We start from the raw sequence: 22,919 nt of genomic DNA, 5'->3' as shown, positions 1-22,919 counted from the left end.
CTTTCATCCTGATAAAAATAAAAATTTTGTCTTGCCAAACAGCTAAAAACCAACTTAGCAAAGGCAAAACGCCCTACCCCAAATAAGATTACTTACCCTCCCCTAGGATAGTCCTCACTACACCCCCACAAACAAAGATGACCAATAAGATTTATTTGCCCTCATGATATGATCTACTCTTCTAAAATGGCAAACATACCAATCAAGAAAACTAAAAAACACGTCAAAAACGTATCCAACATAAGAGCTCATAACAGCCTAAACCAAAGCACCTTACACTTAAATATAACATGGAATAATCAGCTGATGTGAACCCTGTATGTTTTTAGCTTCCACGAGAACCATACAGAACAGCAGAGGGGAAATGCAAGAGGCCAAAATGAAATCAAAAGCCTCGAAAAATCGCCAAGAGCCTGCTCATATAAACGAGGTATGAGAAAAATAATTGATTCAATTCATTTTTTTTTTCTAAATTTACCAATAATTAAAGAATCCCTTCAGATTAAAAAAAAAAAATAAAAATGCTTGACAAAAAAGAGTCTACAAAAATCCACAAAGCTTGTGGATAACCATACAAACTTTACAAGTATTCTCTACTTTCTCATGGAGAGAATCGCTGTATAGCCTTCTTTTCAGAAGATATAATATTTTCAAAATATACAAAAAAACCAGCACCTATCACAGATGCTGGCCATAGACACTAACGTGATTTTCAAATAAAATGGAAAAAACCTAACCGCCAAGAGCCTTCAAACGCTTTGCCAAACGCGATACTTTTCGTGCAGCAGCATTTTTATGAAAAACTCCTTTGGAAACTGCACGCATAATTTCAGGTTCAAAATTCTTAAATGCTATTTCCGCAGATGCCTTATCGCCACCGGCCAAAGCATCATCAAACTTACGCATGAAAGTACGAACACGTGAACGGCGGGCTCTATTAACCTGCGTGCGCACAACAACCTTGCGCACCGCTTTTTGAGCGGAAGGTGTATTCGCCATAAATATCTCTCTCTCTAACGGACTGGATAGAAACAATCTAAACGACATCTCTATCAATACAAATAAATCTAAGCCACGCAAAACTATAAAGCTGCTGATAACTACACAGTTTATAGCGCAACCCTAAAGCCAACGTCAATCGAATTTTCATAGATGGATATAAAAAAGTAAAGTCCAACTCTTGATATCCATCTTAAATAATTTAAAGACACTCCGAAATGAACAAATGCGGTTTAAACTGCCAAATTACGCAAAACATATTGCAAAATTCCACCATGATGCAAATAATCCAACTCATCTTCAGTATCAACACGACACAATAACGGAATAGTCTTTACAGTTCCATCAGAAAAAGTGATTCTAGCTGTAATCTTCTGACGGGGTTTCAAATTATGAATCCCTTCAATCGTTACCTTTTCATCGCCCTTTAAACCAAACGACTTCCAGCTTGCACCAGCTTCAAACACAAAGGGAACAATTCCCATACCAACAAGATTAGAACGATGAATCCGCTCAAAAGACTGAGCAATCACTGCCTTTACACCAAGAAGATTGGTACCCTTAGCCGCCCAATCACGAGATGACCCATTGCCGTATTCAACACCAGCAAAAACAACAAGTGGAACCCCTTCTCGTTTATACGCCATTGCTGCATCATAAATTGCTTGCTCTTCCTTTGACGGATAATGAATTGTGTAGCCTCCTTCACGACCATTTTCTCCTAAAATAAAATTACGAATGCGAATATTGGCAAAGGTTCCACGCATCATTACTTCATGATTCCCACGACGAGTTCCATACTGGTTAAAATCAGCCACTTTAACCCCATGATCCGTCAGATATTTTCCAGCAGGAGAATCAACCTTAATGGAACCAGCAGGAGAAATATGATCCGTCGTGATTTTATCACCAAACAAACCTAAAATCCGTGCATCTTTAATGTCTGATAAAACATCAGGAATCTTTCTCATATCATCAAAATATGGCGGATTACGTACATATGTTGACTGCTCGTCCCAGGAATAGGTAACTCCTGTCGGAACCTGGACTTTTTGCCAATTTTCGTCTCCCTTAAATACATCTGCATACTTTTCAGTAAAAATCTTGCGCGTAATATTTTTTTCAATAAATTCCTGTATTTCTTTAGAAGTTGGCCAAATATCTCTTAAATAAACTGGTTGACCATCTGAATCTTCTCCAAGAGATTCCTTAGTTAAATCTTTACGCACCGTTCCTGCCAAAGCATGCGCAACAACTAACGGTGGTGAAGCTAAATAATTCGCTTGCACATCAGGTGATACACGCCCTTCAAAGTTGCGATTTCCTGAAAGAACTGCAGCTGCAATTAAACCATTATCATTAATCGTTTTGGAAATAGCGGGCAATAAAGGACCAGAGTTTCCAATACATGTCGTGCATCCAAATCCCACCAAGTTAAACCCTAATGCATCCAAATCTTTTTGCAGCCCTGAATTGTGAAGATAAGCTTCAACAACTTGTGACCCAGGCGCAAGAGAAGTCTTAACCCATGGTTTGCTCTTGAGACCTTTCGCCACAGCATTACGCGCCAAAAGACCTGCAGCAATAAGAACGCTTGGATTTGATGTATTTGTACAGGAGGTAATTGCAGCAATCACTACATCACCGTGGCCAAGCGCATATTCCTCACCCTCAACCTGATAACGACCATCTTGCCCAGAAGCTTTCTTATAATCCTCAACCAAGACCTTCTCAAAACCCTGCCCAACATTTTCCAATGCAATACGCCCTTCAGGACGTTTAGGACCAGCCATAGAAGGTACAACATCTCCCATATTTAATTCAATTGTATCACTAAAAATGGGATCCGCTACCGCTTCATCATGCCACATCCCTTGTGCTTTGGAATAAGCTTCAACTAAAGCTATCCGGTTTTTATCACGTCCTGTCATATTGAGATAACGAACTGTTTCCTTATCAATTGGGAAAAAACCACATGTTGCCCCATATTCAGGAGCCATATTCGCAATTGTCGCCCGATCAGCAAGCGTCATGTGCTCCAGACCAGGACCAAAAAACTCAACAAATTTACCAACAACACCCTTTTTACGCAAAATTTGTGTCACCATCAATACTAAATCGGTAGCTGTTACACCTTCTTTAAGTTTACCCGTTAAACGGAAACCAATCACTTCAGGTAACAACATAGAAACGGGCTGACCTAACATTGCTGCCTCTGCTTCAATACCACCAACACCCCAACCCAAAACACCTAAACCATTCACCATAGTTGTGTGCGAATCGGTTCCTACACAAGTATCAGGATAAACCGTCTGACACCCATCCTCATTCTTCAGCCATACGCACTGTGCTAAATACTCTAAGTTAACCTGGTGACAAATTCCCGTTCCTGGAGGGACAACACGAAAATTTTGAAACGCTTGCTGTCCCCACTTAAGAAAACGATAGCGCTCACCATTACGTTCATATTCACGCTCAACATTTTCCTTAAAAGCCATAGGATTGCCAAAATTATCAACGATAATTGAGTGATCGATGATAAGATCAACGGGAATGAGAGGGTTAATTTTTTCAGCATTTCCTCCAAGCTTGACCATAGCGTCGCGCATCGCAGAAAGGTCAACAACTGCTGGGACACCGGTAAAGTCTTGCATGAGAACACGTGCGGGACGGTAGGTGATTTCTGCACCAGCGCTACCTTTATCGTTTAACCATTTAGCAACGTTTAAGATATCCTCTTTTTTAACCGTGCGGCCATCTTCAAACCGTAATAAATTTTCAAGAATCACTTTCATCGAAAATGGCAAACGAGAAATGCCTTCAAGTCCATTCTTCTCCGCTTCGATCAAATTATAATAAGTATATTTCTTGCCACCAAAATCTAAAGTCCTGCGACAATTAAAGCTATCAACGTGAGTCATGACTGTCCATCCTCATACTACAAACTACCCAATTTCCCGGAATGAACAACACAAACTACGAGTCAAGGTCGCAGCTTGAGTGCAGATGCAACTACCTCCGCCATCCATTTCCCCCTCCACCTTTTATTGGTGAATTCGGAAATCGGCGCTAAAAACCATTCTACACCAGATGTTGATGTAACATATAGCTTATAGAACTATTTTTAGAACTATTCTAGGTGTTATTGGATAAAAAACGTGTTTTTTATCCAATAATGCAATAAAGATTATAGAAATAAAGCAAAACAGGTAAGCACATGATGTTATCGGGTAAAGATTTGGCGGCTCACAGAAATGAAGAAATTCTGTTCCAAGGTCTTTCTTTTTGTTTATTCCCACAGCAGCTTATGACAATTACGGGCCCAAATGGAATCGGAAAATCTACATTACTCCGAATCACTGCCGGCCTTCTTGAAGCTGCCGAAGGCGATATAATACTTAAAGACCACGAGCAAACATTTCCGGTAGCAACTGCATGCCATTATCTTGGCTCTCAAAACGCTATGAAACCTTTCTTATCTGTCATCGATAATCTGCAGTTTTGGTCGACATTTTATGGACAACATCTACGCTATCCGCATGAAGCCCTTGCTGATATTGCTCTTTCTGATCTTGAACACTTACCCTTTAATATTCTATCAACTGGGCAAAAAAGACGTGTAGCCATTGCCCGCCTTTTGCTTTCCTATCGTCCTATTTGGATTTTAGATGAACCAATGTCGGGACTTGATAGCTATGCTCAAACTCTTCTTACCAATATTTTTCAGCGCCATCTGAACCAAGGCGGCATGATTATCGCTGCAACCCATAATCCTCTCGGCATTCCAGAAAGTCATAAAATCGCTCTGGAAAAATTCTTACCTCCCAAGGAGAGAAAAGAATGAAAGCACTGTTCTGGCGTGACCTTAAATTAACCTTAGCACCACAAGCCTCTTCATTAACAGGACTTTTGTTTTTCATCGCTGTTATTGTGATAACCCCTTTCGCCATTGGACCAAATCCTAAAATTCTTGCACAAATAGGCCCAGGTATATTATGGTTTGGAGCCCTTCTCGCAGGGCTCCTCAATCTGAATAAACTTTTTCAAACCGATCGTGATGATGGAAATCTCGATCAATTCATCCTTTCTGGACAAAGACAAAGTTTTACCCTGATTGTATTTACCAAATGCCTTGCCCATTGGGTAGGAACTATGCTCCCCCTTATTTTTGCTACTCCTATTTTGGCATTCATGCTCCATTTAGATACCACAATAACTTTTACAACAATACTCACCCTCTTATGCGGAACACCCGCCATTATTTTTATTGGCGCTATAGGAGCAGCCCTTGCAACATCATTGTTACATAGCACTCTTCTCATCTTTATCATCATTTTGCCGTGGATCATTCCAATCATAATTTTTGGCGTTTCGGCTGCTACAGCTCCAACAAATCCAAATATCTCTTTTCTCACTTCCTTGGCTCTTCTTATCGCTTTTTCACTTCTTTTAAGCCTTTTTAGCTCTTTCGTTGCAGCTATAACGCTCAAGCTTTTATCAGAACAATAAAAGGTAGTTGCTGCACCGAAAAACTCTGCCTATTATAAACCTCATGAATAAAACATCTCACACACATAAAATGAAGTCACTCCCAGCAAGTTTAACCCATTTCATGAAAATAAGCAGTGCTATTTTACCTTGGCTAACTGGTATAACATTATGTCTTCTTATTTTAGGATTTATTCTAATTATGCATTCTCCTGATGACTATCAGCAAGGCATCACCGTCAAAATCATGTATATTCATGTACCATTCGCGTGGTTATCTACATTTTGTTATATAATAATAAGCGCCGCTGCTTTAGGAAGTCTGATTTGGAGGTATCATCTCGCTGATGTAGCACTCAAATGTGGTGCGCCCATTGGAGCAATTTTTACCGCCTTGGCTCTAGTGACAGGCGCGCTTTGGGGACGCCCTACATGGGGAACATGGTGGGTATGGGATGCGCGGTTAACATCGGTTTTCATCTTATTTTTTATCTACCTTGCCATTGTCATGCTTGCTCGCGCTTTTGATAACCAAGCAAAAGCTGCACGCGCTACAGCAATTCTCACACTCGTTGGGCTTATGAATATCCCCATTATCAAATTTTCCGTTAATTGGTGGAATACACTCCATCAATCAGCATCGCTTTTACGTTCAGGAGGCCCAACAATTGACCATGCTATGTTATGGCCGCTCATAACAATGATATTTTGTTTCCTCTGTATGTTTATCTCACTCTATTTGATGGCTATGCGCAATGAAATCAATAGTCGCCATATCAAAATACTTCAGACAAAAAAAGCCCGTCGTGCACAACATCAGGAATCTTCATCATGCTCGACCTAAATGGCATTTACAGTGGACTTTTAGGAAATCTATCTCAGAAAATTGATTTTTTCCTTGGTACCCTTCACCATGAGCAAATTGTTGTTTTGAGCTACATGCTTTCCGCAATCTCCCTCCTGTGTCTTATTGGGCACATTCTTTGCAAAAGTATATACCAAAAAAAAATCCTACAACAACTGAACAAAAAAGAACTGTTCCGGAAAGAAAAATATAATGAAAATTATCCCTCAAAAACCTAAAAAAAACATATCTTTATCCGTCTCGTTTGTTTTTTTGGAACCATTTTTGTTTTTTCTTCTTTTTATCATACTTTTCTTCCACTTTATGGATAGCAAACACCTCAATGATATCTCTCTTCTCCCAAATACATTAGCTGAAAAGCCCGCTCCAAAAACCAGTCTTCCTCTACTTGGTAATGAAAATCATCTTTTCGATTCAGAACAATTTAAAGGGCGTATAACATTGGTCAATTTTTGGGGATCTTGGTGTTTATTCTGTCGCGAAGAACATCCGCTTCTTATGAAAATTGCACAAGATCAACGTTTTGATCTCGTTGGCATTAATTATAAGGACAACAAGGAGAACGCTCAACGCTTTCTAAACAGCTTTGGTAATCCTTTTAAAATTATTGGCTTTGATGTTTCAGGGCATACTGCCATTAACTGGGGAGTATATGGAACACCAGAAACTTTTCTTTTGAATAAAGACAGCATCATCATTGCTAAACATGTTGGCCCTTTAACATGGCAAATTTATCAAGAAAAGATCCTACCAAAAATTGAACAAGCCATAATGACAGAAGAAATGTTAAACGGAAATGCGTTGATTCATAAAGATAATTCATAATTTTCCCATATCGAATGAGTACACAGTTAGATTTTCTTATTTCAAACTCCTTTATGATAAATCATCAAAAATGCTTGCTTTCATGTCGCAATAAGAAGTGGTGTGTGGATAAAAATTGTTTGAGAAAAAATTCAACATATCTCTTATGAACTATTTTAATATAAAAGCAGGTGCAACATTAAAAGCTAGGTAATAATAATGATGGTACTGATTTGTGCCTTCATAAGCGAAAAAATGATGGGATTAAAAGTAAGAGAATATATCTTTGAGACAAATGCATGAATGAACAACACAATGGGCACGCTATTTTAGCGAAAAACATAATCTCATAAAAAACACGAAAAAATAACACCTGAATGAGCTCCTTTATGAAAGAATCCACACTCATTCAAAGCTCCACTTTCGCAAATTTTTCTCTCACTGCGAATGTTATACTCTTATCCGTCGTCTTTCAGATATTGGTTGAAATGCTATTTTAGCGTGAAAAGCGCAATAAGGACCATTTTCGCCAGAATCGGCACCACAAAAATGAAAATCTGACGACAAAGGATCCCCAACTGGCCACCTACATGTATTTTCACTCAATTGCAAAAGATTAAGCTGGCGCGATATAGGCACAACTACATTTGACTTCTCGGGCATATTAGTTTCTGTCACATCCTCCACAAACTTCGGATTTACAGCTGTTTCTTCAACACTGCAAGACGCAGCATTTGTTGGCAATACCGTCGATGTGGTGCGACGCATACGCGAAGATGATGGGCTAGCAGGTATCTTTTGTGCACGCGATACTCCCTGTGCTGTCTTACCACGTCCCGGTAACTTTAATCGGTGCACTTTACCGATTACTGCATTCCTGCTGACCCCACCTAACTGAGCTGCAATCTGACTTGCACTTAACCCCTCACTCCAAAACTTCTTAAGAAGTTCAACGCGTTCACATGTCCAACTCATACCAACACTCCATTCTGATCACCTCATTGAGATGCTATCCCTTTTGCACCTTCAGATGTTTGAATAATATTTCCAATGAGCTGAATGAAAAAAATGTACACTCTATCCAAGCACAAAAAATTCCTTCAACTATGGAACTTATAAATCGAAACACAATCTTGCTTGCTGATTTAAACTACAATATGCACTGACTCTATGACAAGAGGCTTTCCTTCTTGAAGAGTCTATTTAGAATGTTTTCCCCAACTTGCGAATCAAGTATGGGCAAAATTATCGTATTTTCTTAAGACTTTTTCTAACAACTGCTTCTTTACAAAACCTTTTCAGTGCAATGATCTATAATGTAAAAGTAACTATTGATCGTAATGAAACGCTGATCGCGCTGTACCTAAAGATACAAGCTTATTCCATTTGCAGCATTGTTTTGTTTATTGTATGACAGAGTTCAAAATATAAAGGGAATAATGATGAGCACTACCGCTATACAGCCACTTTACGAATGTTTTGCTCGACGTAATTTGCATTTCAAACAAGGCAATGGTGCGTGGCTTATTTCCGATAAAGGTGAACATTATCTTGATTTCACATCTGGCATTGCTGTCAATGCACTGGGGTATGCACATCCAAAATTAGTTGATACTCTCAAAATACAAGCTAAAAAACTTTGGCATATTTCCAATCTTTTTCAATCACCTGAGCAAGAAGCTCTCGCTGCACGGCTTTGCGCAAACAGCTTTGCTGACAAGGTTTTTTTCTGCAATTCTGGTGCTGAAGCACTAGAATGTGCATTCAAAACCGCTCGTCACTACCATTATGCATCTGGCCACACAAAACGCATTGAAATTATTACTTTTGAGGGTGCATTCCATGGGCGCACACTTGCAACGCTTGCTGCTACCGGACAAGAAAAATATCTTGAGGGCTTCGGACCCAAAGCTGATGGATTTATTCAAGTTCCTTTTTGTGATAAAATTGCTTTGCGTAATGCTATCAATAAAAATACCGCTGCCATTCTTATTGAACCCATTCAGGGAGAAGGAGGAGTACGAACGGTATCTCATGAATATTTAAGGTTTTTGCGCAAAATATGCGATGATAATAATCTGTTATTAATTTTGGATGAAGTCCAAACAGGTATTGGACGAACAGGGAAGTTTTTTGCTTATGAATGGAGTGATATCACACCTGATATTCTTACCCTCGCAAAAGGACTGGGTGGTGGATTTCCGTTGGGAGCTTGTCTTGCAACAGATAAGGCTGCAAAAAGTATGACACCAGGAACCCATGGATCAACCTTTGGAGGAAATCTTCTCGGAATGGCTGTAGGCAACAGTGTTCTTGATATCATATTAGAAGCAGGCTTTCTCCACCACGTTCAACACATGGGGAATAAATTAAAAAGTGGACTTTCGAGCATTCTCAATATCTATCCTGATATTATCTGCGCAATTCAGGGTGTGGGTCTTATGATAGGCATTCAGTGTGTTGTTCCCTCCAATGTTGTTGTCAGTGCCTTGGAAAATGAATATGTTCTAAGTGTCAGTGCCAACAACAACGTGGTGCGCCTATTGCCTCCCCTTATTATAACTGAAGAAGAAATAGATGAAAGCTTGCATCGTATTAAAAAAGCAATTGCTTATCTTTCGAAAACAAACAAAAAAAGACAAATATCATAAACATGGTAAACGCTTTTCGCCGCTTCAGCGACTTATCTATTTTAACCCTGCTAGTCGCACGCACTGTTATCAATTATGTGAAACCCTTCAAAGTATCTTTCAAAACAGGAAAAGGTTCAAAACCTTTTGTTAGTAAAGCATTAGCAATAATTTTAAAAAAAACCGTCCACACGAACCCGTATTCCATCCCACATCAGCATACATCAGTCTGGTACAGACAAGATCATGCCAACGGGCTCAGAGATGCAGGTTGGTTATAGTAAAACCATAGCCGAAACAGTACGTGTGTTATCGCGTTTTATGAATATTGTTACATTACACACAACAATACACCACCGAATACTCAAATTGGCACAATACGTACAAATTTCTATCGTTAATCCCCTTATAGATAACACACATCTTTACCAAATTTTAGCGGATATCTTGACTTATGAAGAACACTGCAAGCCAATTGCTAGAAAAATATTTGCATGGATTGTAGCTAGCAATAATGTGTTTTACTCCTTAGTCAAAGCAACTGCTCTATAAAGTCAATAAAATTTTAATAAAATTAGCCAGACCTATGCTCTTTTCATACATTATCTTCCCGCTCATCATGGTAAAAAAGCTTTCTATACTGTGATAGATGAATTGCATCTGTTGTTTTTGATGAAGCAGAAAATCATCTCCATGCTTAAAAATCAAAGCTTTATTGATGTTTAAAAGATGCTTTTTTCTCTCTATAACACCCCGAATAGCCTGCCAAAACAAATCATATAAAAGGTAAAGATATGAATAAAAAAACCACAAATGAAGCCTCTCTCAACAACATCTTCTGGAATGAAGATGATACCGCTATCCCCTTTCAAGTCGAAAAACTTGATATTCGTGGACGTGCTGTACAACTTGGCGAAAGTGTAAATTCTATTCTCACAAGACATCAATATCCCGAACCAGTTTCTTACCTTCTAGCAGAGGCATTAGTTTTGACCGTTCTGCTTGGAACTTCCCTGAAACTTAAGGGAAAATTTATTTTACAAACTCATTCTAATGGACCAGTAAATATGTTGGTATGCCACTTCTCTCCACCTTCCAGTCTACGCGGTTATGCTCGTTTTGATAAAGAACAGTTAAAACAAGCAATAGCTAATGAACAAATATCTTCAGAAACACTTCTGGGAAAAGGTACTTTAGCCTTTACTATCCACCAAGACGCTCATATGCAGCCCTATCAGGGAATTGTCGCATTAGATGGATCAAATTTACAAGAAGCTTCCCGTATTTATTTTGACCAATCAGAACAAATTCCCACCGATATCCGTTTGGCAGTTGCTATATTGCTCAACAGAGATCAGCAAGGGAAACAACAGAAAAGCTGGCGAGCAGGAGGTATTTTGACCCAGCTCTTACCCAAAGCATCGTCTCATCATAAAATATACGAACTTGATAAAAAACTAGAAGAAACTAAGACTCATACACAACTTGAAGATCAATGGCAAGAAGCAAAAGCACTGACAGCAAGCATTGAAAGTGCAGAATTGACAGATCCCCAAGTCGGCAATAAACGGTTATTATTCCGTCTTTTCCATGAACACGGCGTCAGAGTTTTTAATCCCTTTTCTCTTGTGGATCAATGTTCTTGTTCACGCAAAAAAATTAAAGGAATACTGGAGGGATTTCCCATTGATGAACGTAAAAAAATGGTTAAAAATAAATATATTGCAGTCACATGTGAATTTTGTTCAACAACTTATCGTTTTAAACTACAAGAATTTTTTGAAAATAAAACGTAACAGATATTCCTCACAAAAAGAAAGTCTCGATGGCGGCTAAGACCACTTTTATTACCAAAATTGCCAACTGAAGCTTAGCGACAGCTAACATCAACTTTTAAAACATTTTGTATATCTTATTCTCTTAGAGCTAAGCGTTTTCATTACTTACACAATCATACGCCTGTTCAAATCAGTGCTCATTTCATATACTGTTTATAAAAATAGCTTACACTTTAAAATGCAATTTATCCTTTCTGAAAATATCTCTCTTTTACTTTTAACATCTCAAAAGTTATTTTTTTACAATGAACAAGTTTCTGTGAACTCTTTTCTAAGTTTATTAATATATTTATTTTTAATGATAGTTTATCTTTTCCGTATTGAATCAAATCGCTGAGTATAGTCACATTTTTTACTCAAACTTTTTTATTAAGAATCAAAAAGCTATTTACTTACATATCAAAAGAAAATTATCGTGGGAATAAAATAAAACGTATAGAGAACTTATAGCTCTTGTGATTTATCTTAATGCAAGAACAAATATAGCATGAGTTTAGTAAATAAAATGATGATGCTCGTTTGTTATTTTATAAACATAAGAATGGTGGCAACAAATATTTAATCGTTTAAGAAAATGGGTAACCTATCAAAACTCCTGTTGTACTTTGGATGTTTTTTATACAGATTACTTATTCCACAAATATTTTTTGGCGATAATGATAATCCTTTTATAATTATAAAATCGCTTAAACGGAATCGCTACCTGTTAAAATTGGAAGCAATGGCGTGAATATCACAGAAAAACTCTTGCTTCACATTTTTCCAAGCGAGTATGACGCGCAAAATACTCTCTTTGATGAAATTAAATTAAAACAATATCAAAAATATCATATCTGTTCCTCTGGTACAAAACGGCGTAACCGAACATAAAGTGCACCATCGCCCCCATGATGACGAGCGGCACGCTCAAATTCATGGACATAATACCGAAAAGCTGGTGTTGACAACCAATAAGGAACACATTGATACAGAACACCATGGCTCCCATGCGATCGACCTTTTCCTGTGATTACAAGCACATAGCGCAATCCATTTTGCAGAGATGATTTCAGAAAACTTTTTAATAAAAAATAGGCCTCTTCCTGCACACAACCATGAAGATCAATACGAGCTTCAATAGGATAATGACCTTTAGCAATTTTACGATGTGTAACATGGTCTAAGAGACGAACCTTATGTGCTTGCACAACTATCTTCTTTTCTCTTTTATCCTCCATCTTTCTTTGTTGATTTTCCTGAAAAAATGGAAGGATTTGTGTTATACACTGTTTCTTATTTTCGATATTCATAACATCTTCTGGGATAGAAGGATGAGATTTATCATAAAGCGGTACTATAGTACGACAAACCTTCTCCCATAAAAGACGATCTTGTAAGATCAATGGATCCTTTCTTTTTCTCCTTTCATCCGTAGCCATTTCAATTTTTAATCTCTAATAAATCTTATTCATACAATTTTATGGATGAAAGACGCTTCAATTTTCATCTTCTGTCGCAAAAAGCTTCCAATTTAGATCCGGCGATAAACTATTGCGAACAAAAGTCCAAACATCTCTAATTTCTACAATCGCATCAGGATCACCGTCTATACGTTCTTCCTGCTCATTGTAAGTCACAGAAATCATTTCACTGACAATCCGTACAGTCACGAATTCTTCCTTTGCTCGCATTTCTGCTACCACAAATTCAATCTTATTAATTCCAACAAAAGTAAACTGGACTCTTTCATTGTTTTTTTCGCGTTCCTCAATAACTGCACAAAAACTCTCAAAAACATCTTGAGACAGCAATCTCTTAAGTTGTTCACGATCACCCTTTGCAAAAGCTGTTAAAATCATTTCATAAGCAATTTGTGCACCCTTTATAAAAAGTTGAGGAGAAAAATGAGGATCACTCTGACGGAGTGTCCGCAAACCTTCATTCAAAGCACTTCCTTCTGGTGCAATTGCATCAATTTCACTAAAGTCACCTTTTTGAGAATTAGTTTGATGAGGGAACGAAACAATATTGTCAGCCGTTTCTGTCTCGCTCTGTTTTTTGGAACAACCTGAATAAGCATCAAAGGGAGGTTTCTCAAAACCAATCCGTTTTCCTAACACATTACGAAGTTGCACAAAAACGACAACCATAATAACGAGAGCTATGACAAGTACAACGTCAAATTCCATGGGTGCTGTCAATCTCCAAACTTAAGATAATCTTATGACAAATATTGCAGTCAATACCATTTATCAATAAACATGTAAAATAGGGAATCTACTCTTCAATACTTTTATAACCTATAAGTTGAAGTTGAAAAGAGATAGCTTCTTAATAATTTTCTGCCACAGATCTTAAAAAGGGAATGTTCATGTGATCAAGTTTTATCCAATAAATCCTCGCTTTTTTATCATTGCTATTCTCGGTGCTCTTTTAATTGAAATCGCCGGTTTTATCTTTGTCGGAAGAGAAATTGGAATTTTGGCAACTTTGAGTTTAATCGTTTTAACAACAATGGCTGGAAGCATTCTATTGCGAATTCAAAGTATTAGCCTTTTAAAAAATATACAGCGTGAACTGGTACAAAGGCGTACATTAGATAATGATATCATCAATGATGCCTTTACCGTTGTTGGTGCGATTTTGCTCATTCTTCCTGGATTTATAAGCGATATTTTTGGAATATTACTTCTTATTAAACCGGTTCGTAACGTTTTCTGGCATTTGTTTGTGTCATTGAAAAATAAACCCAGCGACTATACTAAGAACAATGCCAATGCCAAAAATAAATTTGAAAAAGTAATTGAGCTTAACACCGAAGACTACGAGATCGATAATGTCAAAGAATCACCATGGTATAAAAATGACGATGAACATTGAAATGCCAAGAAGATCTATGACGAATATAAACAAAATAATTGAAAACAAAAAGAGCGTTCCTTGCAACCTTTTGCAAGGCATGATAACCAGCTTTGTCCTTAGATCTAAAATAGAAGTACACACGTTATGATGAGAGGTTTGTAATTATGGCCGAAAGTGAAATTAACAACAATGGTGGAGAGCCTATTTTTTCTGTATTGACACAATATTTAAAAGATTTTTCATTTGAGAACCCAAGTGCCCCTCGCTCACTACGTGCACGTGAAAATGCGCCACAAATCGACATCAGTATTAATGTCAATGCTAATCCAATTGGTGATGACAATTATGATGTCGTTTTATCGCTCTCAGTCAAGGCCAACGATGGCACCGAAACATTATTTCACGTAGAACTGATTTACGGTGGTGTTTTTCATATTAAAAATATTCCACAAGAACATATTATGCCGCTAGTCTTTATTGAGTGCCCTCGTCTTTTGTTTCCATTCGCTCGACAAATCATATCTAATGCCACCCAAAATGGTGGTTTTCCACCTTTGTGGATTGATCCAATTGATTTTGCAGCCTTATTTCAAAAGCGTATTGCTGAAGAACAAAAAAACAGCCAAACACAATCATCTTAGGGATATGCTGTTTATTATAAAGGCTCTGAAATATCATGAGCCTTTATTTTTATACAATTTTTTTTGCATGATAAGCAGCTAGTGTTGCAATATTGACAATATTCGTATCGTTTCCACTAAACGGTACAACTTGAACAGATCTTTCCAATCCAATTAAGATAGGGCCAATAATGGTTGCTTCACCGAGCTCTTGCAACATTTTGCTAGCAATGGAAGACGCATGATATCCAGGCATCACCAAAATGTTAGCAGGTTCTGTTAATCCCATAAAGGGATATTGCTGCATCAACTTCAAATTGAGTGCTACATCAGCACCCATTTCTCCATCAAATTCAAAATTAACTTTACGTGCATGCAAAATATTAACAGCATCCTGAATATGCTGCGTAACCTGTCCTTTCATATAGCCAAAAGTAGAAAATGATACAAATGCTACCCGTGGTTGATATCCCAAACCACGGACAAATGAAGCCGTCTGCTCCGCTATATCAGCAAGTTCTTCAGCATTAGGATTCTCGTAAACAGCTGTATCCGCAATAAATACAGTTCGCCCACGACAAATAGCCATTGAGATGCCAATTAACCGTTCTTTTGGTCTTTCATCAATCACCCGGCGTATATCGATCAATGCTGTTTCATAATTACGTGTTACTCCTGTAACCATTGCATCAACATCCCCTAATGCCACCATACAAGCAGCAAAATAATTGCGATCATTATTGATGCGACGGTAACAATCACGCAACAGCCAGCCTTGGCGCTGCATCTTTTTATAAAGATAATTAGCATAATCATCAGTGCGACAGGAAAGTTTGGCATTCATAACAGAAATGCCTTCACGCTCAAGATCAATCCCAGCAACAGCAGCAGTTTCCTTAACTTGCTCTTCACGACCAATCAAAACCGCCTGTCCCAATTTTTGATGCACATAGGAAACAGCTGCTCGCATTACTTGCTCTTCTTCACCTTCTGCAAAAACAATTTGCTTGGGAGCTTGACGAACATGATTATACACACCACGCATCATGGAAGAAATGGGATCACGTCTCGCATTCAAATCACGCTCATAAGCTTCTAGATCATCAATGCACTTTTGTGCAACACCGCTTTCCATTGCCGCTTTCGCCACCGCAATTGAAACAACAGTGAACAAACGCGGATCAAAAGGGACAGGGATGATGTAATTCGAGCCAAATTTCAATCGCTTTCCACGATAAGCCTCCGCAACGCTGTCAGGCACTTCCTCATGAGCCAAAGCTGCTATAGCTCTTGCCGCAGCAATTTTCATGTCTTCATTGATGGTCGTCGCACGCACATCAAGTGCACCACGAAATATATAAGGAAAACAAAGGACATTATTAATCTGATTTGGATAATCCGAACGACCTGTCGCTACAATAGCATCATTGCGCACTCTTCTAACCTCTTCCGGTGTAATTTCTGGATCAGGATTAGCCATGGCAAAAATGATTGGCTGAGGTGCCATTGACTTTACCATATCAGAGGTAATTGCGCCTTTAACAGAAACACCGAAAAACATGTCAGCGCCTTCCATCGCTTCAGCGAGAGTGCGTTTATCTGTTCGAACAGCATGGGCAGATTTCCACTGATTCATCCCCTCTTCACGACCTTCATAGACAACACCCTTACTATCACATAATATGATATTCTCAGACCGAAATCCCATTGCCTTAATGAGTTCAATACAAGCAATTCCCGCAGAACCAGCGCCATTACAGACTAACCGTGTATTTTGCATATCGCGCCCCGTTAAATACAAGGCATTAATCACGCCAGCAGCCACAATGATTGCTGTACCGTGTTGATCGTCGTGAAAAACAGGAATATTCATGACTTCGCGTAAGCGACTCTCAATTATAAAACACTCTGGTGCTTTAATATCTTCAAGATTTATACCACCAAAAGAAGGCTCCAAATGACGCACAAGATTAATAAAACTTTCCGTATCATTCGTATCAACCTCCAGATCAATTGAATCAATATCCGCAAAGCGCTTTAAAAGTACTGCTTTCCCTTCCATAACAGGCTTAGATGCCAACGCCCCTAAATTTCCTAAACCTAGGATAGCGGTTCCATTTGATATAACAGCGACAAGATTTCCCTTTGCTGTATAGTCATAAGCTAACGATGGATTTTGAGCGATTGCTTTAACCGGAACAGCGACGCCTGGCGAATAAGCAAGTGCTAAATCATGCTGCGTTGCCATAGATTTTGTTGCAATAATCTCAAGCTTTCCAGGCCGACCACGACTATGAAAATCAAGAGCCTCTCGCTCACTGGCAGTATAAGCCGTTTGACGCGTTTTCTGATCCTGATCATTTTTTTTCATCTCACTTAGCTTTCTCAAAAACAGTGTAAATTCTGTTTAATAATACATGTAATTATCTGATTTTAAAATTTGATTCATATGCTAGAAATCGCTATGCTTATCTTAACAGTTCTCATCATGCGTTCTAATTCAGAGATAGTGAAGATAGACATTGAAGTAAATAAAAAAAGGTATAAAACTCTTCATTGAAGGAAATGAGCGCACAAAAATGGATAAGAAGACTGACCACAAAAATGATTTAATCCCAAATCTTGCGCCATCCCCTGCTCCACATAAAGAACACCTCACACCTATGATGGAGCAATATATAGAAATCAAAGCAGTCAATAACGATTCGCTTCTCTTTTATCGTATGGGTGATTTCTACGAATTATTTTTTAACGATGCGATTGAAGCTGCTCAAGCTTTAGGAATCACACTCACAGCGCGCGGCAAACATTTGGGTAAAGATATTCCTATGTGTGGTGTTCCAGTTCATGCTGCAGATGATTATTTGCAAAAACTAATCTCATGCGGTTATCGCGTCGCTGTTTGTGAACAAACAGAAAGCCCAATAGAAGCTAAAAAACGTGGAGCAAAATCGGTCGTTCGGCGCGATGTTGTTCGTCTTGTTACACCCGGAACCATAACAGAAGAAAAGCTTCTTGACCCAACGCGCGCAAATTATCTTATGACGCTTTCCCGCATCAAAACCAGCGACGGAGAGGAATTTGCCCTTTCTTGGATTGACATCTCAACAGGTATATTCCGTGTAACAGAAAGCCGCCATGAAAAACTTTTGGCAGACATTATGCGTGTAGACCCACAAGAAATTATTGTAGCTGACTCCTTTTTTCATGATAAATCCCACAAATCGCTTTTTAATGTTCTTGATCGTATCGTCTTACCTCAACCAGCAAATCTCTTTGATACAATCACCGCTGAACGCGACATTTGCGATTACTTTAAACTTTCAACTCTTGAAGGTGTTGCCGATTATTCACGCCCAGAACTTTCTGCAATCGCCGCGGCTATTCGTTATATTGAAAAAACACAAATTTCCCATCGCCCTCCTCTCATGCGTCCTGAACGACAAAATGAAAGTGCAACTCTTTTTATTGATGCAGCGACCAGATTGAGTCTTGAACTTGTTCGAACCACATCAGGTCAACGTGATGGAAGCCTACTAAAAGCTATTGATCGCACTGTTACAGGAGGGGGCTCACGTCTTCTTGTTGATCGCTTAATTGCTCCTCTAACTACGCCTTCAGCTATTGATAGACGCTTAGATTCGATTGCTTTTTTCCTGCAAAATACATCTCTTGCAGAAGCTATAAAGCTCATTCTAAAAGGGGGACCAGATATGCCCCGTGCCGTTTCACGTTTGGCTCTTGGACGAGGAGGACCACGTGACATGGCTGTAATTCAACGTGGCTTTGAAATCATTCGTGAACTCAATCAACTTCTTGACAATCAATTACTTCCTCAAGAAATAAGCGATATACAACAGGTTTTTTCACATTTCCCTACCGCTTTGCACTTGCATTTAGAACAAGCATTAGCCGATGATCTCCCACTACTTAAACGTGATGGTGGTTTTATTCGCCCTCATTATCATAAAGAGCTTGATGAAATGCGTGCTCTACGTGATGAATCTCGCCGTGTTATCGCGGAACTTCAAGCACAATATGCTCAAGAGACAGATATTAAAACACTCAAAATAAAGCATAACAACATCTTAGGATACTTCATTGAAGTAACCAATTTACAAGCGCCTGCTCTCACAAATACCCCGCAAGCAAAAGCACGTTTCATTCATCGACAAACAATGGCAAACGCTATGCGTTTTACCACAACAGAACTTGCCGAGCTTGAAAGCCGCATTACTCATGCAGCTGGTCATGCTATGACTCTTGAACTGGAAATTTTTGATATTCTTGTTAATGAAATCACTGAGCACGTTGACTTTATTCGCAAAGCCGCTGAAGCGCTTGCTATTTTAGATGTATCCGTTGCTTTAGCGCATTTAGCTGAAGAGCAAGGTTATTGCCGTCCTAAAATTGATCAGTCACTTACATTTAATATCACCGCAGGACGTCATCCTGTGGTAGAGCAAGCATTACGAAAGCAAGCAGCAGAACCATTTGTTGCCAATAACTGCGACCTCTCTGTACAAAAAAACCATCAATATGCAGCAATCTGGTTATTGACGGGCCCCAATATGGGAGGAAAATCAACTTTTTTACGGCAAAATGCTCTCATTGCTATTATGGCACAAATGGGTTCTTTTGTTCCAGCCACTGTAGCGCATATTGGTGTTGTTGATCGTTTATTTAGCCGTGTTGGTGCTTCTGATGATCTTTCTCGGGGACGCTCAACCTTTATGATGGAAATGGTTGAAACCGCAACGATTCTTAATCATGCTAGTAGCCATTCCCTTGTTATTCTCGATGAAATCGGACGAGGCACATCAACCTTTGATGGACTTTCAATTGCGTGGGCAACGGTTGAATACCTTCATGAAGTTAATCACTGTCGCGCTATCCTCGCCACACATTTTCATGAAATGACAGCACTTACCGAAAAACTTGACCGTCTTCATAATGTAACAATGAAAGTCAATAATTGGAATGGCGATGTCATTTTTCTGCATGAAGTCACGCAAGGAGCTGCTGATCGATCTTACGGAGTACAAGTTGCAAAGCTTGCTGGGCTTCCTCCAGCAGTTATTACACGTGCTACAGATGTTCTACATCAATTAGAACGAGGCGAAATGGCTGGAAAAGGACATAAATTAATTGATGATTTACCGCTATTGTCCCTGAAAGCAACATCTTCTACAAATGAAAAAATAAATAAACCTTGCGCACTTCATGAAGCTTTAAAAGATATCCACCCTGACGAGCTCTCTCCTAAAGATGCTTTAGAAGCGCTTTATCGCCTCAAACAACTTGAAAAAAGTGACCCCTTATAAAAGATCAAAGACAGCGTTCGTTTTTGATTATTTTCACTGCCTTTTATATTTACGCACTCTGTGTATCTACAAAGCATATAGAGGAAAAATTTGCGCAAAATACTTCATAAGCTATATAAGCTATTGGCTCTCATACAAACAAGGATAAAATCCACGCCAGCTCTAAAACATATTCATAATAAATTAAAATATCTCGCTAAACCAATAAATAACCCACTTAGAATATTGGCAAAAGATAAAAAGAAGCTCTCAAAATCTTATTTATCTTCTTTAAGAGAACTTATTGACTTATCAAACATTACGAACCGCACCCTTTGCAGCAGAAGTTGTCATAGCGGCATATGCTTTAAGAGCTTTTGAAACTTTACGCTTACGCTCCTCAATCGGTTTCCACGCTGCCTTTCCCTTTTTTTCCATTTTAGCATGACGATGCATAATTTCAACGTCATCAACTAACATGTTAATGGTACGGTTTGGAATATCAATTTCTATTATATCACCCTCTTCCACTAAAGCAATTGCTCCTCCTTCAGCAGCTTCTGGTGAAATATGTCCGATAGAAAGTCCTGAAGTTCCTCCTGAAAAGCGACCATCTGTTATAAGTGCACAAGCCTTTCCTAATCCTTTAGATTTAAGATAACTCGTTGGATAGAGCATTTCTTGCATTCCAGGTCCACCGCGTGGACCTTCATAGCGGATTAAAACGATATCACCTGACTTAATTTTATCCGTTAAAATCGCCGAAACAGCAGACTCTTGGCTTTCAAAAATTTTTGCTGGTCCCCTAAAAGTTAAAATGGACTGATCAACGCCTGCTGTTTTCACAATACAGCCATCTTTTGCAAGATTTCCGTAAAGAACTGCCAATCCTCCATCTTGCGAATATGCATGTTTAACATCTCGGATCACACCTTTTTCACGATCAAGATCAAGGGTATCATAGCGACAAGCTTGACTAAAAGCTGTCTGTGTTGGAACACCACCTGGTGCTGCACGATAAAATTCATGAATCTCTGGCTCATTAATTTGTTTCACATCCCATCGACAAAGGGCTTCTTTCATCGTTTTCGCATGAACTGTATGAACAGATGTATCAATGAGTCCAGCTGCATCCAATTCCCCTAAAAGCCCCATAATACCACCAGCGCGGTGAACATCTTCCATGTGTACATTAGCAATAGCAGGTGCAACCTTACATAAAACAGGGACACGGCGCGAAAGACGATCAATATCCGCCATGGTAAAATCTACCTCACCTTCTTGCGCCGCTGCTAAAAGATGCAACACAGTATTGGTTGATCCTCCCATGGAAATATCAACAGTCATTGCATTTTCAAAAGCCTTGCGTGAAGCAATAGAACGCGGCAAAACTGTTTCATCACCTTTTTCATAATAATGCTTAGCCAGCGCAACGATCTTTCGTCCAGCTTCTTCAAAAAGCATCTGACGATCTGCATGCGTTGCTAACATGGATCCGTTTCCAGGAAGAGAAAGCCCTAATGCTTCTGTAAGACAATTCATAGAATTCGCAGTAAACATTCCTGAACAAGAGCCACATGTAGGACAAGCTGCACGCTCCATTTCAGCAACTTCTTCTTCTGAATTATGCTCAGAAGCCGCAGCAATCATTGCATCAACTAAGTCAACGTGAAGCTCTTGATCTTTCCATTTAATCTTGCCTGCCTCCATAGGACCGCCTGAAATAAAAATTGTTGGAATATTTAACCGTAAAGAAGCCATCAACATCCCAGGCGTAATTTTATCACAATTGGAAATACATACTAGTGCATCAGCACAATGGGCATTGACCATATATTCAACAGAATCAGCAATAATTTCACGGGAAGGCAAAGAATAAAGCATTCCGTCATGCCCCATAGCAATTCCGTCATCTACAGCAATTGTATTAAACTCCTTCGCGACACCGCCAGCCACAGTTATCTCTTGTGCAACCAGTTGTCCGAGATCCTTTAAATGTACATGCCCTGGTACAAATTGTGTAAAAGAATTCGCAATCGCAATAATGGGTTTGCCAAAATCAGTATCTTTCATCCCTGTTGCACGCCAAAGACCGCGAGCCCCAGCCATATTGCGTCCATGAGTTGATATTCTTGAATGGTAAGAAGGCATTATTTTTCCCCTCAAATAATTCCATTTTTGTTGTGCTACAATTCAGTCCTAAAAACAAGAACTCTCACGTAAGAAATAAAAAAAGCTTTTTATGGAGATATAATAAATCACAAAAATTTAAGCTATATCTAAACCCAACACGCAATAACAATTATTCATAAACCAAATCAACTTTTCTTAAGACAAATTCTAGTAATCACTTGTAAAAGCAATAACTGTAAAAGTAATAACAACTACCTTTTAGCTGTACAAAAATCTTTAGATGAGGGCCACAATATTGGAACAGGCGTTCACTTAGGTTGTAGAAATATTTGTGCGCACTACAAAAATAACACTAATCTGCTTTTTAGCTTTCATGACAACAAAATCTCATAAATAAT

At 38.8% G+C, this 22,919-nt stretch carries 18 protein-coding genes; 11 read left to right on the top strand and 7 right to left on the bottom strand.

The window, feature by feature from the left end:
- Positions 1–732 precede the first annotated feature (732 nt).
- Entirely contained in the window at positions 733–999 is a 267-nt protein-coding gene (rpsT, locus tag V3564_RS06930) for a 30S ribosomal protein S20 (protein ID WP_455480834.1), read from the bottom strand.
- A gap of 233 nt (positions 1,000–1,232) precedes the next feature.
- Positions 1,233–3,920 (bottom strand): aconitate hydratase AcnA, encoded by a 2,688-nt coding sequence (gene acnA, locus V3564_RS06925; RefSeq protein WP_455480833.1) that lies wholly within the window; start codon positions 3,918–3,920, stop codon positions 1,233–1,235.
- A gap of 296 nt (positions 3,921–4,216) precedes the next feature.
- On the opposite strand from acnA, the gene ccmA reads away from it, so the two are divergent.
- Genes ccmA through V3564_RS06900 form a run of 5 tightly spaced genes read left to right on the top strand, consistent with a single transcriptional unit; the run spans position 4,217 to position 7,177 of the window.
- On the top strand, positions 4,217–4,843 hold the full coding sequence (ccmA, locus tag V3564_RS06920; protein ID WP_455480832.1) for a heme ABC exporter ATP-binding protein CcmA: 627 nt from the start codon (positions 4,217–4,219) through the stop codon (positions 4,841–4,843).
- Positions 4,840–5,508: a heme exporter protein CcmB gene (ccmB, locus tag V3564_RS06915; protein ID WP_455480831.1), complete on the top strand. Its 669-nt coding sequence runs from the start codon at positions 4,840–4,842 to the stop codon at positions 5,506–5,508. The genes ccmA and ccmB overlap by 4 nt, the downstream gene beginning before the upstream one ends.
- 43 nt (positions 5,509–5,551) lie before the next feature.
- Complete coding sequence (locus V3564_RS06910) at positions 5,552–6,331, top strand: heme ABC transporter permease (protein ID WP_455480830.1); 780 nt, start codon at positions 5,552–5,554, stop codon at positions 6,329–6,331.
- On the top strand, positions 6,319–6,570 hold the full coding sequence (locus V3564_RS06905; protein ID WP_455480829.1) for a hypothetical protein: 252 nt from the start codon (positions 6,319–6,321) through the stop codon (positions 6,568–6,570). The genes V3564_RS06910 and V3564_RS06905 overlap by 13 nt, the downstream gene beginning before the upstream one ends.
- A complete protein-coding gene (locus V3564_RS06900; RefSeq protein WP_455480828.1) occupies positions 6,545–7,177 on the top strand; it encodes a DsbE family thiol:disulfide interchange protein in 633 nt (210 codons plus the stop codon). Before V3564_RS06905 ends, V3564_RS06900 begins: the two co-directional genes overlap by 26 nt.
- A gap of 429 nt (positions 7,178–7,606) precedes the next feature.
- Here V3564_RS06900 and V3564_RS06895 read toward each other — a convergent pair whose 3' ends face one another.
- Positions 7,607–8,131: a GcrA family cell cycle regulator gene (locus V3564_RS06895; RefSeq protein WP_455480827.1), complete on the bottom strand. Its 525-nt coding sequence runs from the start codon at positions 8,129–8,131 to the stop codon at positions 7,607–7,609.
- Positions 8,132–8,598: 467 nt separating this feature from the next.
- Between V3564_RS06895 and V3564_RS06890 the strand changes: the two genes are divergently transcribed.
- From V3564_RS06890 to V3564_RS06880, 3 genes are all read left to right on the top strand, one after another.
- The gene (locus V3564_RS06890) at positions 8,599–9,807 is read left to right on the top strand and encodes an acetylornithine transaminase (RefSeq protein WP_455481479.1); all 1,209 of its coding nucleotides are present in this window, start codon (positions 8,599–8,601) and stop codon (positions 9,805–9,807) included.
- A 180-nt stretch (positions 9,808–9,987) separates the two neighbouring features.
- Positions 9,988–10,338 carry a hypothetical protein gene (locus V3564_RS06885; protein ID WP_455481478.1) on the top strand — a complete coding sequence of 117 codons (351 nt, stop codon included), beginning with the start codon at positions 9,988–9,990 and terminating at the stop codon, positions 10,336–10,338.
- A 242-nt stretch (positions 10,339–10,580) separates the two neighbouring features.
- Positions 10,581–11,582: an Hsp33 family molecular chaperone gene (locus tag V3564_RS06880; protein ID WP_455480826.1), complete on the top strand. Its 1,002-nt coding sequence runs from the start codon at positions 10,581–10,583 to the stop codon at positions 11,580–11,582.
- A gap of 869 nt (positions 11,583–12,451) precedes the next feature.
- On the opposite strand, the gene V3564_RS06875 is transcribed toward V3564_RS06880, so the two are convergent.
- Positions 12,452–13,042 (bottom strand): Smr/MutS family protein, encoded by a 591-nt coding sequence (locus tag V3564_RS06875; protein WP_455480825.1) that lies wholly within the window; start codon positions 13,040–13,042, stop codon positions 12,452–12,454.
- 57 nt (positions 13,043–13,099) lie between these two features.
- On the bottom strand, positions 13,100–13,792 hold the full coding sequence (locus V3564_RS06870; RefSeq protein ID WP_455480824.1) for a Tim44/TimA family putative adaptor protein: 693 nt from the start codon (positions 13,790–13,792) through the stop codon (positions 13,100–13,102).
- A 184-nt stretch (positions 13,793–13,976) separates the two neighbouring features.
- Here V3564_RS06870 and V3564_RS06865 point away from each other — a divergent pair, with 184 nt between their 5' ends.
- Complete coding sequence (locus V3564_RS06865) at positions 13,977–14,483, top strand: FxsA family protein (protein WP_455480823.1); 507 nt, start codon at positions 13,977–13,979, stop codon at positions 14,481–14,483.
- A 146-nt stretch (positions 14,484–14,629) separates the two neighbouring features.
- On the top strand, positions 14,630–15,106 hold the full coding sequence (gene secB / locus V3564_RS06860; protein ID WP_455480822.1) for a protein-export chaperone SecB: 477 nt from the start codon (positions 14,630–14,632) through the stop codon (positions 15,104–15,106).
- A 49-nt stretch (positions 15,107–15,155) separates the two neighbouring features.
- Here secB and V3564_RS06855 read toward each other — a convergent pair whose 3' ends face one another.
- Entirely contained in the window at positions 15,156–17,456 is a 2,301-nt protein-coding gene (locus V3564_RS06855) for an NADP-dependent malic enzyme (RefSeq protein WP_455480821.1), read from the bottom strand.
- A gap of 208 nt (positions 17,457–17,664) precedes the next feature.
- On the opposite strand from V3564_RS06855, the gene mutS reads away from it, so the two are divergent.
- A complete protein-coding gene (gene mutS, locus V3564_RS06850) occupies positions 17,665–20,409 on the top strand; it encodes a DNA mismatch repair protein MutS (RefSeq protein ID WP_455480820.1) in 2,745 nt (914 codons plus the stop codon).
- Positions 20,410–20,700: 291 nt separating this feature from the next.
- On the opposite strand, the gene ilvD is transcribed toward mutS, so the two are convergent.
- Positions 20,701–22,539 (bottom strand): dihydroxy-acid dehydratase, encoded by a 1,839-nt coding sequence (ilvD, locus tag V3564_RS06845; protein WP_455480819.1) that lies wholly within the window; start codon positions 22,537–22,539, stop codon positions 20,701–20,703.
- Positions 22,540–22,919 lie beyond the last annotated feature (380 nt).

Source organism: Bartonella sp. B12(2025) (assembly GCF_053795135.1).
Note: the sequence above shows the minus strand (reverse complement) of the source record. Positions and strands in the feature narration are given on the sequence as shown.